Source organism: Halomonas bluephagenesis, from assembly GCF_054790765.1.
Window position 1 is genome coordinate 2098608 of record NZ_CP133631.1, and the last position, 14795, is coordinate 2113402.

Here is a 14795-nt window from a genome sequence, read left to right on the forward strand (position 1 = left end):
CACCCAAGGGGTCTGGTCGCAGTGATAACGAAAACCGGATACGCGACTCAAGCCCAACGTGACACACGGAGGGCGTGAGACGAAAGAGACGCCACAAAACATCAGTGACATGTTCAGCATGATATGCATTAAAAGTTACGCCTGACGACCATAGCACGCGTGAACCACCTGATCCCTTGCCGAACTCAGAAGTGAAACCGCTTAGCGCCGATGGTAGTGTGGGGTCTCCCCATGCGAGAGTAGGTCATCGTCAGGCACTTATTAAGAAAACCCCCAGCTTCCAATGAAGCTGGGGTTTTTTGTTGTTGAGCTATTGGTTATGAACTGTTTGCAAAATCCCCCAGGGCTTGCGCCTTTGGGGATTTTTTTATGCGTGGAAGAAAGTCACTTAACAGGTAGCAAAACGTTTACGAACTTATTCAATGATATAGATAGTGATTGCGTAACAATCCTTCAAACTTCCCGCTATCTCTTCAGTAGACCCAATGGAACAAATACTTCACTATCAAGATTCTAACAACAGCGCTTGTCTCAGGGTTTATGTCACTGAGTATAGGTCAGAGATAGAAGGGCGATACTCGTATTTTCTATCTGTTTCTCAGGCTCTGGTGGTAGGTGACTTCGCTTAAAAATTGAATAATACGCCATCGCTTAGGAGCAGGTGTTATGTCGGATTGGACGTCTGGATACGTAGCGGATATTAGTTATACTTATGGATATTACGCTGAGCTTAATCCTTTGCGAATTGCGCTAGGGTTTATTAATGCCGGTATTCGGCCGCCAAACGTTATTAATGCCTGTGAGCTGGGGTTTGGTCAGGGCATCAGCACTAACATTCATGCGGCTGCCTCACAAATAAACTGGTACGGGACTGATTTTAACCCCCATCAAGCGGCATTCGCTCAGGAGTTAACATCTATAAGCGGTGCTAATGCAAAGCTATATGACGATGCGTTTGATGAATTTTGCCAGCGTGATGATCTACCTGAGTTCGACTATATCGGCCTTCACGGGATTTGGAGTTGGATTTCGGATGAAAACCGTGCAGTAATCGTTGATTTCATCCGGAGAAAATTGAAAGTGGGAGGTGTGTTATATATCAGCTATAACACTCAGCCGGGTTGGGCAGCGATGGTGCCAATGCGCGACTTGCTAGCAGAGTATGCTGATAGCATGAGCGCGCAAGGTGCAGGCACTATTTCACGTATCGATGATGCCATTGCTTTTGCTGAAGAGTTGGTTGCGGTGAATCCAGAGTACTGCAACGCTAATCCTCAGATTAAGAATCGCTTAGCGAAAATTAAACAAGATAATAAAAATTACGTGGCCCATGAATACTTTACCCGCGACTGGGAGCCGATGGCATTTGCTAAAATGGCCCGCTGGTTAGAGCCTGCAAAGATGGACTGGGCTTGCAGTGCGCGATACGCAGATGCCATTGAAAGTATTCAGCTAACTAATGAGCAACAGACCCTAATTAATAATATTCCCAACCCTCTATTTCGCCAATCGGTGCGTGATTTTTGTGAGAATCGCCAATTTCGCACCGACTACTGGGTGAAAGGGGCGCGACGCCTGAGTAGGCTTGATCAAGATGAAATGTTAGATGGCCTCCGTGTGATTATGGGAGTGCCACATAAAGATGTGCAGCTGAAAATTGCAGGGCGACTGGGTAACTTTGACTTGCCTAGTAAAATTTATACGCCGCTGCTTGATGTGCTTTCATCCTACCAACCTGTCTTTGTATCAGAGCTTTGGAAAGTTGCAAAAGAGAGTGGGGTGGAGCGCTCTGCAATGAACAGTGCGATCGCTATACTTGCAGCCAAGGGCATTATTTTGCCTGCCCAATCCGACGATGATATTTCCAAAGCAGCGCCCAAGACTGATCGACTCAATCGCTTTTTAATGAGTCAGTCAAGAAGTACGACTGAGTTGAGTTATCTCGCAAGCCCCGTAACGGGAGGTGGCATGGCCGTCTCGCTCTTCCATCAGTTTTTCCTTCTTGCCACCTTAGAGGGAGAAAATGATGCTAAAGCGTTAGCCGCTTTCGCGTGGCGTATTTTGGCGTCTCAAAACAAATGCTTACTGAAAGATGGTAAGCCGATTTCAGACGAAAATGAAAACCTAGCTGAGCTTGAACGCCAGGCTAGCGTCTTTACAGACGAGCGGTTGCCACTCTACCGAGCGTTAAAAATTATCTAATCAGTGGAACGTATCACTGTTATTTAACATGTGTGCAGCGAAGGTGGCCGCTGCACACATGTCTTCTGGTTGAAGACGGTTATCTTGCTTAGATTTATGTCAAAATGTTGCTCTCACGGAGGAACGCTATGACACAGATGCAATGGGACCAGTTATTATCCCCTCAACGTCTTCACGATAAACGCCCTGGCAGTGTGCGTGAAGCAACTCATGAAATAGGGCGAAGCCCTTTTCATAAAGATCATGATCGTATCGTTTTTTCGGGCTCCTTCCGGCGCTTGGGTCGGAAAACGCAGGTTCATCCGCTGACTGAAAATGATCATATCCATACACGTTTGACCCATTCACTGGAAGTCGGCTGCGTTGGTCGCTCGTTAGGTATGATTGTGGGCGAGTTACTAAAAGATCGCCTGCCTAGTTGGATCACACCCGCTGATTTAGGGGTGATTGTCCAGACGGCATGCTTAGGACATGATATTGGCAACCCCCCCTTTGGCCATGCCGGTGAATATGCGATTCGCGATTGGTTTCGGCGTGCTCAAAAAAGTGGTTTGCTAGATGGCTTGTCTGATGCAGAACGTGATGACTTACTAACGTACGAAGGTAATGCCCAAGGCTTTCGTGTTATTACACAAATTGAGTATAACCAGTTTAATGGTGGCATGCGGTTATCTGCCGCTACGTTAGGCACCTTGCTTAAATACCCCTGGACAGTACGATACAGCGGGCGCGCTGGTAAGTTTGGTTGCTACCAGTCTGAACAGGCGCTGTTGCAAGAAGTAGCTGATGCTGTTGGGCTACTTCCCCAAGGAGAGCAGCGCTGGTGCCGTCACCCACTTGCTTGGCTTGTCGAAGCGGCTGACGATATCTGCTATGCCCTGCTCGATTTAGAAGATGGCTTGGAGATGGGCATTCTTCGCTATGAGGAGGTAGTTGAGATACTGCGTCAGATAGCGGGTGAATTCCCTCCAGAGTACGCTGAGATGGAGAGGCGGAAAGTGTCTCAGCGACGCCGAATTGCGTTACTGCGCGGTGCCGCTATGGAACGCGCGGTTAATGATGTGGGGGCTGTCTTTGTGCAGCATGAGCAAGCGTTGCTCAGCGGCACGTTAGGCCAGGACTTGTTAGAGTTGTGTCATCCTGACCTGGGATGGGGTGTTCAAGCGGCAAAGCAGTTAGCCCGTGAGCGCATTTTCCAAAATGAGCGCAAAGCCAAACTGGAAATTGGTGCCTATACAACGCTGGGGATTTTATTAGAAGCATTTATTGGTGCTGCCAACGAATTGCACCACACAGGACATAGCTCATTTAAGCACCAGCGCGTACTAGCGTTGATCGGTGAAAATACGCCATTGCAGTCCTGGACGCTCTACGATAGTTATCGGCGTATGCTGGATTTTATTGGTGGAATGACCGATCACTACGCTGTCGATCTTGCGCAAGAAATGGGCGGGCGCTTGCGAGGTAATTAGCCTTTTATACGGAGGGCTGACGGAGGTGCTTAAGTTCCATAAGTCGTGCACGCTCAATGAGTATATGGATCACTTTATCGTGAATAGCATCGCTCATCTGGCCGGGGGTGAGCTCGGTTAACTGACGTGCGAGTTGTTCACCGCTAACGACTAATATATCGGGAGCCGCTTCGCTAGTATCAACTTTCCACCCCGGTAAAACCAATACGCCTCGCACAGGTACAGGGATGCCGCAGCGACGCTCAAGCCATTGAGTCAACCAACTGACACCCTGACGTGTTTTATGAAGAGGGCGGCGCTCCTGCCAGTGAGGAAAACGCAGCCGCTCACGTTCAACGGCTACGTTATTAAGCTCTTTCCCATCGCTTCCAATCGCTAATGCTCGTGCACGCGTTTCCACCACAAAGACACCGTGTGGTGTGACGACCACATGGTCAATCGTAAAGCTATCGGTGGGAACGTCGTGAAACACATAATAGGGGTGGGCTTCTGGCCTCACCATGCGTTCCAGTTCTTGACCTACGGCTAGCTCGCAAGCTAAACCAAGTTTAAGTCGGCGGATACGCTGATAATCGCGGACAAGTAGCAGTGAAAAAGCAAGCACTAACAGCGTGCTGAGTAGGCCATATAGTGCCCACTCCACCCAGTCTTGCTTTTCCACAAACAACATACGCCCCATGCCGTACACGAGTGGGGCAAGGCTAATAATGGGGCCGAGCGCACCGTTTAAAAACAGGCTAGAAAACGCTTGGTCGAGACGATGACGCAGGGCTTGACCTGGTTCACGTAAAGGAGCGTTAAAGGGAGACTGAACGCGCGCATCGTGGAGGCTACGCAGTGCCAAGACAATGCCACCCATGGCCGCCATGGGAAACAGGAAAATGAGTGGTAGCAGGTATTCTAACCAATTCATTGCAATGCCTTGCCCTTTAGCGCTTTGCCTCCAGGCAGAGCGCTATCACAGAGGTGTGTCAGCCACCTGCTAATTTAACTTGGTAGCCTAACGATGTTAATGCTTGCTGCAGCGTTTCCCGGTGATCTCCCTGAATCTCGATAATGCCATCCTTTACTGCACCACCGGTGCCACAGCGTTTCTTCAATGATTTAGCAAGCGTTTTCAACTCCGCATTGGGAATCGGTATACCGCTAATGGTGGTAACTCCTTTCCCCTTGCGGCCACTTGTTTCACGCCGGATCCGTACAATTCCGTCTAAATCAGCGATACGTGCTTGCTCGCTGGTATCTTCGCAGCGGCAGTGGTCGATAGACTCGCGGCAGCTTGGGCAAGTCTTGCCTTGTTCTGTTGAATACACTAGGCCGCCGAGCTGGTCACGTAATGAAGCCATACTTATTTCTCTATTGAATGTTGAGGCACTGGCATCTGCCACTTTTCATGGGTAAGGCGCTCAACGACTGGGGGCAGCTGGTACATGTTGCTGATCATAATAGCGCCTTCAGGCGTAGTTTCAGCATCTGGATAGCGGTTCAAGTGAATGACGGTCATACCTGCTTGCAGAGCTGCTCTAACGCCAACGAGTGCGTCATCGATGGCAATACAGTCACTTGCTGCAAACCCCATGATACTAGCTGCATGAAGATGAAGACAGGGCTCTGGTTTCCAGCAGTTAGCGGTATAGCCGCTGAACAAACGCTTACCAAAGTAAGCGGCTAGGCCAGTCGCTTGTAAAGCTGTATGAATTTTACTTTCTGGGCCATTGGATACAACCGCGCTTGGATAATTCTGCAGTACTTCAAGAGATTCATGCGCACCAGGAATCGCCTTCAGCTCGCTTGTTAACCGATTTGCTAGGCTGGTTCGCATCGTGTGTTCCATGCTAGCTAATTGATCTTCATCAACATTACCATAGCGCTGCTGTAATTCTGCCACAATTCGTCGAAAGCGGGCGCCCCGAAACTCTCCGAGATAATCAGTGGATTTAAAAGGTAAGCCCACCGAATTTAGACCGACAGCCATTTCTTCAGCCAGAAGTGGCTCGCTATCGACGAGGGTGCCATCACAGTCAAACAGCAAAAGTGGAAGCGGCATTGTCATTCCTTGCAGCGTCTTACACGCTGCCCGTGTTAGTTTAAGCCGACCATACTGCTATTGAACGAGATTTTTTGCTCTTTGTGAACACTGTTTGATAATTTTTTATGGGTTTCTATCAAGTTGCCCTGATGAATGACTGAGTGATGATCCCATTGTTGAGGGTAGGAATGGCTTTTTAAAGCAACAGCACTGATGCCGGGACGTGTTTAGACTAAGCTGTGATAATCACAAAAAAGGAGAGCCTCGATGCGATTTATACCCTGGGTGTTTTCAATTGCTTTTTGTACATCCCTGCTGATGGCAGGACAAACGCTAGCCGAAACGTCCGATTCAGATGATACGCAACATGACGCATTAGACGATGCGGCACTAGAAGAGAAATACGGTATCAAGGCTGGAGCACTTCAGCGGGATGAGTCTGCTTCCAACGGCGCGGAGGAAACCAGCGACGCTGAAAGTAACAATAGTGATAATGAAAAAGACACTGAGGGAGGCACGGGGGGGACCGGTAGTGCCGAAGATGCAGTCGAAAGCGGTGAGGATGAGCAGAGCAACGACGATAACGAGTAGTGCTTTTAGCGTGATAAGCGTCGCGAATTAGCGCTACTACGACGATGATAGGGTTTCATGGTCTTTTGGCTGGTGATCCACCAGGGAGCATAGTGACCGTTCATCGCGTTCAATAACGTTTTCTGCATAACAAGGCCAGCCTCAATGCTGGCCTCCATTTTTTCGGTCACCATACGCTGGTTTTCGCGCATCATGGAGGGACTGAAAAACGGCTGTGTTTGCCACATCTGTTGGCGCATAGCGATGGTGGACAGCGATGAGCTCCACAGTTCGAGCGCCATAACCCCCGCTTTCCACATATCAAACATGGCCAACGGCGCTGCCGATGTAGAAGAGTACTTCATAGGGGCTACCTGTTGAGAGAATAATGAATGCACCCGTTAGTATTAGCATATATATGCTGCGTTGCAATAAAATAAGGCGACCATTAGGTCGCCTTACGGGAACGCTGCTGTAAGAAGATTACTTCACTTTCGGTGCCAGCTCGCCGCGCTCGTAGCGCTGGAACATTACTTCTAGGTTGACGGGTTTGATTTTGCTCGCATTACCAGCAGTGCCGAAGGCTTCATAGCGTGCGATACACAGATCACGCATGGCGGGTACGGTTTCTTTAAGGAATTTACGCGGGTCGAACTCGGAAGGGTTCTGGGCCATAAAGCGGCGGACTGCACCAGTAGAAGCGAGGCGTAAATCGGTGTCGATGTTCACTTTACGGACACCGTGTTTGATGCCTTCGATGATCTCTTCGACTGGCACTCCGTAAGTTTCCGGGATTTGACCGCCATACTGGTTAATCACTTCCAGCCACTCCTGTGGCACGGATGATGAACCGTGCATCACCAAATGAGTGTCGGGAATGCGTGCGTGGATCTCTTTAATGCGTTGGATCGATAGTGTGTCGCCAGTGGGTGGCTTCGTAAATTTATAAGCCCCGTGGCTGGTACCAATGGCGATAGCCAGCGCATCTACATGGGTCGCTTTGACAAATTCAGCGGCTTCTTCAGGGTCGGTGAGCATCTGTTCCATATCCAGCTTGCCCTCGGCACCGATGCCGTCTTCTTCGCCAGCCATTCCCGTCTCTAAGCTGCCCAGACAGCCGAGTTCGCCTTCCACGGAAACACCGCAGGCATGAGCCATTTCTACTGCACGACGAGTGACATTGACGTTGTAGTCATAGTCCATCGGTGTTTTGCCGTCTTCACCCAAAGAGCCGTCCATCATTACCGAGGAGAAGCCGAGTTGGATGGAGCGTTGGCAAACGGCAGGGCTAGTGCCGTGATCCTGATGCATCACGACTGGAATATGTGGGAATTCTTCCACTGCGGCCAAGATCAGGTGGCGCAGGAAGGGGGCACCGGCGTATTTACGCGCGCCAGCAGAGGCTTGCACGATAACCGGAGAGTCGGTGGCGTCAGCAGCTTCCATGATGGCGCGCATCTGCTCAAGGTTATTAACGTTGAATGCCGGGATACCGTAGCCATATTCGGCCGCGTGGTCGAGCATTTGGCGCATGCTGATCAAAGCCATGGGGTCACCTTATTTGGGTTGTCTGTGTGTACGGATGCAGTAAGCGTGCCGTTTCGATTTAAGATTTAACCGCGCTGTGCGGCAGCTTCGAGTGCGGCGACGGCAGGCAGCTGCTTGCCCTCAACGTACTCAAGAAATGCGCCACCGCCGGTGGAAATATAGGAAACGCGGTCAGCAATGGCGTATTTATCAATCGCTGCTAACGTATCACCACCCCCAGCAATTGAGAAAGCGCTGCTGTCGGCAATAGCTTGGGAAAGTACTTCAGTTCCTTTGCCAAACTGATCAATTTCAAATACGCCAACAGGGCCGTTCCACAAAATAGTGCCCGCACTTTTCAGCAAGCTGGCTAAGTGGCTAGCCGTGTCTGGGCCGATATCCAAAATCATTTCGTTATCAGCGACTTGATCAACCGGCTTGACGACAGCTTCAGCGGATTCAGAAAACTCAGTGGCGACGACGACGTCAGTTGGTAGCGGAATGGCAACTTTCTCCATGAGTGCTTTTGCTTGGCCGATTAAATCTGCTTCGTAAAGCGATTTGCCAACATTATAGCCTGCCGCCGCGATAAACGTGTTGGCGATGCCTCCACCAACAATCAGTTGGTCGCACCTGTCGGAAAGGGCAGTGAGTACGTCTAACTTGGTGGATACTTTAGAACCGCCTACAATCGCCGTCATAGGCCGCGCCGGGTTTGCCAACGCTTTTTCAAGCGCATCAAGCTCTTGAGCAAGCAGCGGACCCGCACACGCCTGCGCTGCAAAGCGCGCTACACCGTGAGTAGAGGCTTGTGCGCGGTGAGCGGTGCCAAAGGCATCCATTACAAACACGTCGCATAGGGCTGCATATTGCTTGGAAAGCTGTTCGTCGTCTTTTTTCTCGCCGATGTTAAAGCGCACGTTTTCTAACAGTACAACATCGCCGTTAGCCAACGTTGGCGCTGTATCGAGATAGTTGCTGACAAGTGTGACAGGGCGGTCAAGCAACTCGCCTAAGCGTTCTGCGACGGGCGCGAGTGAAAATTCTTCAGCAGGTTCACCCTCAGTAGGACGACCTAAGTGGCTCATTAGCATCACTTTCGCACCTGCTTGAGCTGCTGCCTGAATGGTTGGCAGCGCCGCGCGAAGACGAGCGTCACTGGAAACACGGCCATGTTTGATCGGTACGTTAAGATCTTCACGAATCAGCACGCGCTGCCCTTCCAGGGGCAGGTCGGTCATTTTTTGCACGTTCATGTGAGCGGTTTCCTCGTGTTCAAGCAGATGAAAAGACATGGTGCAGGCCTAGCGAGCGTTGCTTGTAGAAAGCGATGCCAGCCGTTGAGTGATATCCAGCATACGATTGGCAAAGCCCCATTCATTGTCAAACCAACACAGCAGCTTAATTAAGCGTGTCCCTGCGACCCGTGTTTGCGTGGCGTCTAGGATGCCAGAGCGTGGATCATGATTAAAATCTATCGATGCCATGGGAGCTTCGGTATAGCCTAATACGCTGGCTAAGCGCTGCTGGCTGGCACCTCGTAGTAATTCGTTAACCTGCTCGGCGCTGGTATCACGGCGCACAGTCAATGCGGCATCCATTGCAGAGACATTAATGGTTGGTACGCGCACGTGCAGGCATTCAAAACGACCGGCTAGGCTAGGCATCAAGCGGCTGATTCCGACGGCCAGCCCCGTATCTACGGGGACAATTGACTGCATGGCAGAGCGTGTCAGACGTAGATCTGTTTGATGATAGGCATCAATGACTGGCTGGGCGTTCATTGCCGAGTGGATGGTGGTGGTAACGCCGTGCTCAAGCCCCAGTGCTTCGTCCAGTACGGTGAGTAATGGGACGAGGCAGTTGGTGGTGCATGAGGCTGCTGAGAGAATGCGGTGGGAGAGGGTGAGCTCATGCTCGTTGATGCCCCACACAATGGTCTTATCCACATCGCTTTCAGCGGGCTGAGAAAACAGTAGCCGCTTAGCGCCAGCGGTTAAATGCTGCTCAGCCGTCACACGGTCCTTGAAACTACCAGAGCACTCCAGAACTAAATCAATGTCCAGTGCCGCCCAGGGCAGGGCCTGCGGGTCAGGCTCGCAAAGAACCTGAATACGCTGACCATTGATAAGGAGACGTTCACCGTCATTGTCTACCTCGCCAGGAAAACGGCCATGGGTCGTATCGTAGCGAGTAAGGTAGGTAATCGTCGCAAGATCAGACAGCTCATTGATGGCGACCACTTCAATTTCTGGGTGGTTGCGTTCAACTAGCGCTCTTAACACGCATTGGCCAATGCGCCCGTAACCATTAATGGCAATTCGATATGTCGAGTTTGCGTTAGCCATGTCGCGAAGCGGCTCTCAAAAAAGTTGCTCGATGATAGCGTATTTCAGCTGAGAATGTTTTTCAGTTGCCCATGCCGGTTAGTCGCCAAGCGAGAGGCAGCAGCAGCGCGGTAAAAATACCGGTTAAGCTCATGCCCAGCGAGGCAAACGCGCCAGCCGTTGGGCTCAGTTCAAATGCTCGCACAGTGCCGATGGCATGGCCATTTAGACCCAGTGCAAAACCGACAATGCGCTCATCGTTAATCTTCAGTAGTCGAGCAGCGACACTCACGAAGGGAATGGCAACCACACCTGTTACTAGCAGTGCCCCCATCAGTAACGCAACGTTGCCGCCGAGCTGTTCGGTAATACCGATGGCGATAGGCGCGGTAACCGACTTGGCGGCAAGCGACGCTAAAATAGTAGGGCTAGTGCCCATCAACCAGGCGATGCCCAGTGCGTAACAGGCAGCCAGTGTGGCGGCGATCGGCAGACAAAGTGTCAGCGGCTGCCACAGCTCACGAATGCGCGGCAGCTGTTGATAGAGTGGCATGCCTAAGGCAACAGTAGCCGGACCTAACAAAATGGTGAGCCACGAAGCCCCTTGGTGGTAGGTCGCATAAGGTAACCCTATCGCGACGAGCGTCGCTGCTAATAGCAATGCAGCGATTAAAATAGCGGGTAGCCAAGACGGGTTGCTCAAGCGCTTAAAGAGCAAGCTGCCAAGCAAATAGGCCGCAAGCGTCAGTCCTACGGCAAACAGCGGTGTGGCTGGTAGGGTGGATAATACGTCAGTGGGCATCTGAGCGCCCAATTAGCCGTTGTAATAACCATAACGTGGTAATCACGCTTAATAACGTCCCTAGCAATAGCGCAGTGAGTATAGCGAACCACTGACCCGCAAGCTCATCCAGAATAAAAAACACACCGACGACGCCTGGCATAATGAGCATGGCCAGAAGCGCGATCAACGGCTGGGCTGCGGCCGCTAAACTTGCAGGCACGCGCCCTAGAACAGCAAGGGTGGCACATAGCAACAGCATGCCAACCACCCCCGAAGAAAAAGGCAGGCCGGAGAAGTGGATCACCACTTCTCCGATTAACCAATAGCTAATTAGCCATAGCAGGCCATTTAGCGCGGGCATGGAATATCCCGGGCTAGATCAGCCTGCGTGGCGTTAGCCCAGTAGCTCATTAGCCTGTTTAACAATATTTTCAACCGTAAAGCCGAAATGTTTGAACAGTTCGCCAGCCGGTGCAGATTCGCCATACGTGGTCATGCCAATAACGCGACCATCTAGGCCAACGTACTTGTACCAGTAGTCGGCATGACCCGCTTCGATCGCAATCCGTTTAGTGACTGCCTTAGGCAGTACGCTTTCACGATATTCCGCGTCCTGGCCATTAAAACGGTAGGTCGATGGCATGGAGACCACGCGCACCGCTTTACCCTGCTGTTCCAATTCTGCTGCTGCGTCCATGGCAAGCGACACTTCAGAGCCGGTAGCAATCAAGATCAGCTCCGGCGTGCCGTCGCTGTCTTTCAAAATGTAACCACCGCACTGAATGGCAGCTAATTGTGCCTTGGTGCGTTGCTGGTGAGGTAGGTTCTGGCGCGAGAGTACTAGCGCTGTGGGGCCGGAGTGGCGTTTCACAGCGGCATCCCAGGAAGCTGCTGTTTCAACTGCATCACAAGGGCGCCATGTGTTCAGGTTAGGCGTTGTGCGTAGGCTGGTAAGTTGCTCAATCGGCTGGTGAGTGGGGCCATCTTCGCCCAGACCGATAGAGTCATGGGTAAACACGTAAATGGCTTGCTGTCCCATCAGCGCTGCCATACGCACGGCGTTACGCATATATTCCATGAAAATCAGGAAGGTTGCCCCATAAGGAACAAAGCCGCCGTGTAAGGCAATACCATTCATCACCGCGCCCATGCCGAACTCACGTACCCCATAGTGCAGGTAGTTGCCGCTAGCATCTTCTGGTGTGATCGCTTTGGCGCCCTTCCAGAAGGTCAAGTTGGATGGCGCGAGATCAGCGCTACCGCCGAGCAGCTCGGGCATTTGCGGACCGATAACATTCAACGCTTCAAAAGAGGCCTTGCGAGAGGCAATGCTTTCACCTTTCTCTTGGGCCTGCTCAATGAGAGCGGCAGTTGAAAGTTCTGCCGGTAGCTGGGCCTTCATGCGGCGCTCAAACTCTTTGGCTTCGGCTGGGAATGCTTCGGCATAACGGGCGAAGCGGGCATTCCACTCCTGCTGGCGGGTTTTGCCAGCGTTACGAGCATCCCAAGCAGAATAAACGGGCTCGGGGATATGGAACGGTGCGTGCTCCCAGCCGAGCTGCTTACGGGCGAGGGCCACTTCGTCGTCACCTAATGGTGCGCCGTGAGCCTCTTCTTTGCCCTGTTTGTTAGGTGCGCCAAAGCCAATGATCGTTTTGCAGATAATCAGACTAGGCTTATCGTCGTGGCTCTTGGCTAATTCAATGGCTGCTTTGATCTCTTCCGGCTTATGGCCGTCGACGTTCGGCACCACGTGCCAGCCGTACGCTTCAAAGCGCTTGGCGGTGTCGTCGGTAAACCATCCTTCAACCTCACCATCAATAGAGATGCCGTTGTCGTCATACAGGGCAATCAGCTTGCCTAGTTGCTGAGTACCCGCCAGCGACGCGGCTTCATGGGAGATGCCTTCCATTAAGCAGCCGTCACCCAGGAAACACCACGTATGGTGATCAACAATGGTGTGGCCAGGGCGATTAAACTGCGCTGCCAGCGTTTTTTCAGCAATTGCAAAGCCAACAGCGTTGGCGAAACCTTGGCCTAACGGGCCAGTGGTGGTTTCGATGCCCGGGGCGTAGCCAAATTCCGGGTGGCCAGCCGTGGGTGAATGCAGCTGGCGGAAGTTCTGCAGCTGTTCCAGGCTTAATTCATAGCCGCTAAGGTGCAGCAGTGAATAGAGCAGCATTGAGCCGTGGCCATTAGACAACACGAACCGATCTCGATCGGCCCACTTGGGGTCTTCGGGGTTGTGCTTGAGGTAGTCATTCCACAGCACCTCGGCAATATCAGCCATGCCCATGGGGGCGCCAGGGTGACCAGATTTGGCCTTCTGAACAGCATCCATGGAAAGGGCGCGAATGGCATTGGCCAGCTCAAAACGGGACGGCATGGGGGTGCTCCTCGCCTGAAAACAGAAATAATAAAGGCGCTATTGTCGCTGACTTCCCCGGCGGCGGCAAATTCTAGAGCCACGTTCTGGGAAGAACCCCCAACAGCGTGTAGACTCTGCCTCCCGAAGTGGTAGCGAAAATAGTCGTGCCGCTTCTATATATGGGCAGGGAACTGAACTCCCTGCCATGATTTCCTGCTGATGCTGCGGTCACTCTGCAGCCGTCATACAGAGGGTCGAGAGCGCGATGAGCGAATATTCCCTGTTTACCTCCGAGTCTGTCTCAGAAGGGCATCCTGATAAGATTGCCGACCAGATTTCCGACGCGGTACTAGATGCCATTATCGCCCGAGATAAACAGGCCCGCGTTGCCTGTGAAACCATGGTGAAAACAGGCGTTGCCATTATTGCCGGTGAGATCACCACGTCTGCGTGGGTTGATCTGGAAGCACTGGTGCGTGATGTGATTACCGATATTGGTTACACCTCATCTCGTGTGGGTTTTGATGGCGCAACCTGTGGGGTAATCAACCTGATCGGCAAGCAGAGCGTTGATATCGCTCAGGGCGTCGACCGCACTAAACCTGAAGACCAGGGTGCTGGCGATCAGGGTTTGATGTTTGGCTACGCGACTAACGAAACCGATTCGTTTATGCCGGCGCCGATCCATTACTCGCACCGTTTGGTTGAACGTCAGGCGGAGCTGCGCAAAAACGGCCTGTTGCCGTGGCTGCGCCCAGATGCCAAAAGCCAGGTAACCTTCCGTTATAACGCTGAAGGCAAGCCTTGTGGTGTCGACGCAGTGGTCTTGTCTACTCAGCACGACCCGGAAATCGGCCAAGATGACCTGCGTAAAATGGTGAAGCGCGAAATCGTCGAGCAGGTGATTCCCGCTGAGTGGTTGGATGAGAATACCCAGTACCACATCAACCCAACCGGTCAGTTTGTCATTGGTGGCCCGGTGGGCGACTGCGGCTTAACAGGGCGTAAAATCATCGTCGATACCTACGGCGGCATGGCGCGGCATGGCGGGGGAGCCTTCTCTGGTAAGGATCCGTCTAAAGTTGACCGCAGCGCTGCTTATGCGGGCCGTTACGTGGCTAAAAACGTGGTTGCCGCTGGTCTTGCTGATAAGTGCGAAATTCAGGTTTCCTACGCTATGGGCGTTGCCGAGCCGACGTCGGTTTCCATCGATACCTTCGGCACCGGTAAAATCGACGATGTTAAAATTGTCGAGCTAGTGCGTGAGCACTTTGATCTGCGCCCTTACGCGATTACCAAAATGCTTGCCCTGCTACATCCGATGTACCGCCTAACGTCTGCTTATGGTCACTTTGGGCGTGAGCCGTTTGAGCACAGCTATAGCTGGGTGGACGACAAAGGCCAAGTACATACAGAAACCTTTACCGCCTTCCCATGGGAAAAAACCGATAAAGCCGACACTCTGCGTCAGGCTGCCGGTTTGTAACAAGACGTGTGACGGCAATATAAGCAGGTC

At 51.9% G+C, this 14795-nt stretch carries 14 protein-coding genes and 1 rRNA gene; 5 read left to right on the forward strand and 10 right to left on the reverse strand.

All coding sequences use genetic code 11. The features are described from left to right. Nucleotides 1–140 precede the first annotated feature (140 nt). The 3 genes from rrf to REH51_RS09270 all read left to right on the forward strand — a co-directional run bounded on the left by rrf (nucleotide 141) and on the right by REH51_RS09270 (nucleotide 3674). Nucleotides 141–256, forward strand: a 5S ribosomal RNA gene (gene rrf, locus REH51_RS09260). A gap of 410 nt (nucleotides 257–666) precedes the next feature. Next, nucleotides 667–2202, forward strand: a complete 1536-nt coding sequence (locus REH51_RS09265; protein ID WP_498935497.1) for a methyltransferase regulatory domain-containing protein — start codon at nucleotides 667–669, stop codon at nucleotides 2200–2202. A gap of 128 nt (nucleotides 2203–2330) precedes the next feature. Then, on the forward strand, nucleotides 2331–3674 hold the full coding sequence (locus tag REH51_RS09270) for a deoxyguanosinetriphosphate triphosphohydrolase (RefSeq protein WP_009725021.1): 1344 nt from the start codon (nucleotides 2331–2333) through the stop codon (nucleotides 3672–3674). Nucleotides 3675–3678: 4 nt separating this feature from the next. Here REH51_RS09270 and REH51_RS09275 read toward each other — a convergent pair whose 3' ends face one another. Genes REH51_RS09275 through REH51_RS09285 form a run of 3 tightly spaced genes read right to left on the reverse strand, consistent with a single transcriptional unit; the run spans nucleotide 3679 to nucleotide 5721 of the window. Continuing rightward, nucleotides 3679–4587 carry a nuclease-related domain-containing protein gene (locus REH51_RS09275; protein WP_009725020.1) on the reverse strand — a complete coding sequence of 303 codons (909 nt, stop codon included), beginning with the start codon at nucleotides 4585–4587 and terminating at the stop codon, nucleotides 3679–3681. Between the two features lie 58 nt (nucleotides 4588–4645). After that, the gene (locus REH51_RS09280; protein WP_009725019.1) at nucleotides 4646–5020 is read right to left on the reverse strand and encodes a translation initiation factor Sui1; all 375 of its coding nucleotides are present in this window, start codon (nucleotides 5018–5020) and stop codon (nucleotides 4646–4648) included. A 2-nt stretch (nucleotides 5021–5022) separates the two neighbouring features. Next, nucleotides 5023–5721 carry an HAD family hydrolase gene (locus REH51_RS09285; protein ID WP_009725018.1) on the reverse strand — a complete coding sequence of 233 codons (699 nt, stop codon included), beginning with the start codon at nucleotides 5719–5721 and terminating at the stop codon, nucleotides 5023–5025. A 249-nt stretch (nucleotides 5722–5970) separates the two neighbouring features. On the opposite strand from REH51_RS09285, the gene REH51_RS09290 reads away from it, so the two are divergent. Then, the gene (locus REH51_RS09290) at nucleotides 5971–6294 is read left to right on the forward strand and encodes a hypothetical protein (protein WP_009725017.1); all 324 of its coding nucleotides are present in this window, start codon (nucleotides 5971–5973) and stop codon (nucleotides 6292–6294) included. Nucleotides 6295–6299: 5 nt separating this feature from the next. Here the strand turns inward: REH51_RS09290 and REH51_RS09295 are convergent, their stop codons facing one another. The 7 genes from REH51_RS09295 to tkt all read right to left on the reverse strand — a co-directional run bounded on the left by REH51_RS09295 (nucleotide 6300) and on the right by tkt (nucleotide 13297). Continuing rightward, entirely contained in the window at nucleotides 6300–6638 is a 339-nt protein-coding gene (locus REH51_RS09295; protein WP_498935499.1) for a hypothetical protein, read from the reverse strand. Nucleotides 6639–6756: 118 nt separating this feature from the next. Next, nucleotides 6757–7821, reverse strand: a complete 1065-nt coding sequence (fba, locus tag REH51_RS09300) for a class II fructose-bisphosphate aldolase (RefSeq protein WP_498935500.1) — start codon at nucleotides 7819–7821, stop codon at nucleotides 6757–6759. A 65-nt stretch (nucleotides 7822–7886) separates the two neighbouring features. Then, nucleotides 7887–9056, reverse strand: coding sequence for a phosphoglycerate kinase (locus REH51_RS09305; RefSeq protein WP_009725014.1), 1170 nt, complete (start codon nucleotides 9054–9056; stop codon nucleotides 7887–7889). A 48-nt stretch (nucleotides 9057–9104) separates the two neighbouring features. Beyond that, complete coding sequence (locus REH51_RS09310; RefSeq protein ID WP_498935502.1) at nucleotides 9105–10148, reverse strand: type I glyceraldehyde-3-phosphate dehydrogenase; 1044 nt, start codon at nucleotides 10146–10148, stop codon at nucleotides 9105–9107. Between the two features lie 61 nt (nucleotides 10149–10209). Further along, complete coding sequence (locus REH51_RS09315) at nucleotides 10210–10929, reverse strand: LrgB family protein (protein ID WP_498935504.1); 720 nt, start codon at nucleotides 10927–10929, stop codon at nucleotides 10210–10212. Continuing rightward, the gene (locus REH51_RS09320; protein WP_009725011.1) at nucleotides 10919–11272 is read right to left on the reverse strand and encodes a CidA/LrgA family protein; all 354 of its coding nucleotides are present in this window, start codon (nucleotides 11270–11272) and stop codon (nucleotides 10919–10921) included. The genes REH51_RS09315 and REH51_RS09320 overlap by 11 nt, the downstream gene beginning before the upstream one ends. 33 nt (nucleotides 11273–11305) lie before the next feature. Then, nucleotides 11306–13297 carry a transketolase gene (tkt, locus tag REH51_RS09325; protein ID WP_498935506.1) on the reverse strand — a complete coding sequence of 664 codons (1992 nt, stop codon included), beginning with the start codon at nucleotides 13295–13297 and terminating at the stop codon, nucleotides 11306–11308. A 247-nt stretch (nucleotides 13298–13544) separates the two neighbouring features. Here tkt and metK point away from each other — a divergent pair, with 247 nt between their 5' ends. Beyond that, on the forward strand, nucleotides 13545–14765 hold the full coding sequence (metK, locus tag REH51_RS09330) for a methionine adenosyltransferase (RefSeq protein ID WP_498935507.1): 1221 nt from the start codon (nucleotides 13545–13547) through the stop codon (nucleotides 14763–14765). Nucleotides 14766–14795: the final 30 nt, after the last annotated feature.

Excerpts from the sequence above, each read along its gene's own strand:
- REH51_RS09290 (WP_009725017.1), top strand. The coding sequence starts at position 5,971 with ATGCGATTTATACCCTGGGTGTTTTCAATTGCTTTTTGTACATCCCTG.
- REH51_RS09265 (WP_498935497.1), top strand. The coding sequence starts at position 667 with ATGTCGGATTGGACGTCTGGATACGTAGCGGATATTAGTTATACTTAT.
- REH51_RS09275 (WP_009725020.1), bottom strand. The coding sequence starts at position 4,587 with ATGAATTGGTTAGAATACCTGCTACCACTCATTTTCCTGTTTCCCATG.
- REH51_RS09295 (WP_498935499.1), bottom strand. The coding sequence starts at position 6,638 with ATGAAGTACTCTTCTACATCGGCAGCGCCGTTGGCCATGTTTGATATG.
- tkt (WP_498935506.1), bottom strand. The coding sequence starts at position 13,297 with ATGCCGTCCCGTTTTGAGCTGGCCAATGCCATTCGCGCCCTTTCCATG.
- REH51_RS09285 (WP_009725018.1), bottom strand. The coding sequence starts at position 5,721 with ATGCCGCTTCCACTTTTGCTGTTTGACTGTGATGGCACCCTCGTCGAT.
- REH51_RS09305 (WP_009725014.1), bottom strand. The coding sequence starts at position 9,056 with ATGAACGTGCAAAAAATGACCGACCTGCCCCTGGAAGGGCAGCGCGTG.
- REH51_RS09270 (WP_009725021.1), top strand. The coding sequence starts at position 2,331 with ATGACACAGATGCAATGGGACCAGTTATTATCCCCTCAACGTCTTCAC.
- REH51_RS09310 (WP_498935502.1), bottom strand. The coding sequence starts at position 10,148 with ATGGCTAACGCAAACTCGACATATCGAATTGCCATTAATGGTTACGGG.
- metK (WP_498935507.1), top strand. The coding sequence starts at position 13,545 with ATGAGCGAATATTCCCTGTTTACCTCCGAGTCTGTCTCAGAAGGGCAT.
- fba (WP_498935500.1), bottom strand. The coding sequence starts at position 7,821 with ATGGCTTTGATCAGCATGCGCCAAATGCTCGACCACGCGGCCGAATAT.
- REH51_RS09280 (WP_009725019.1), bottom strand. The coding sequence starts at position 5,020 with ATGGCTTCATTACGTGACCAGCTCGGCGGCCTAGTGTATTCAACAGAA.
- REH51_RS09315 (WP_498935504.1), bottom strand. The coding sequence starts at position 10,929 with ATGCCCACTGACGTATTATCCACCCTACCAGCCACACCGCTGTTTGCC.
- REH51_RS09320 (WP_009725011.1), bottom strand. The coding sequence starts at position 11,272 with ATGCCCGCGCTAAATGGCCTGCTATGGCTAATTAGCTATTGGTTAATC.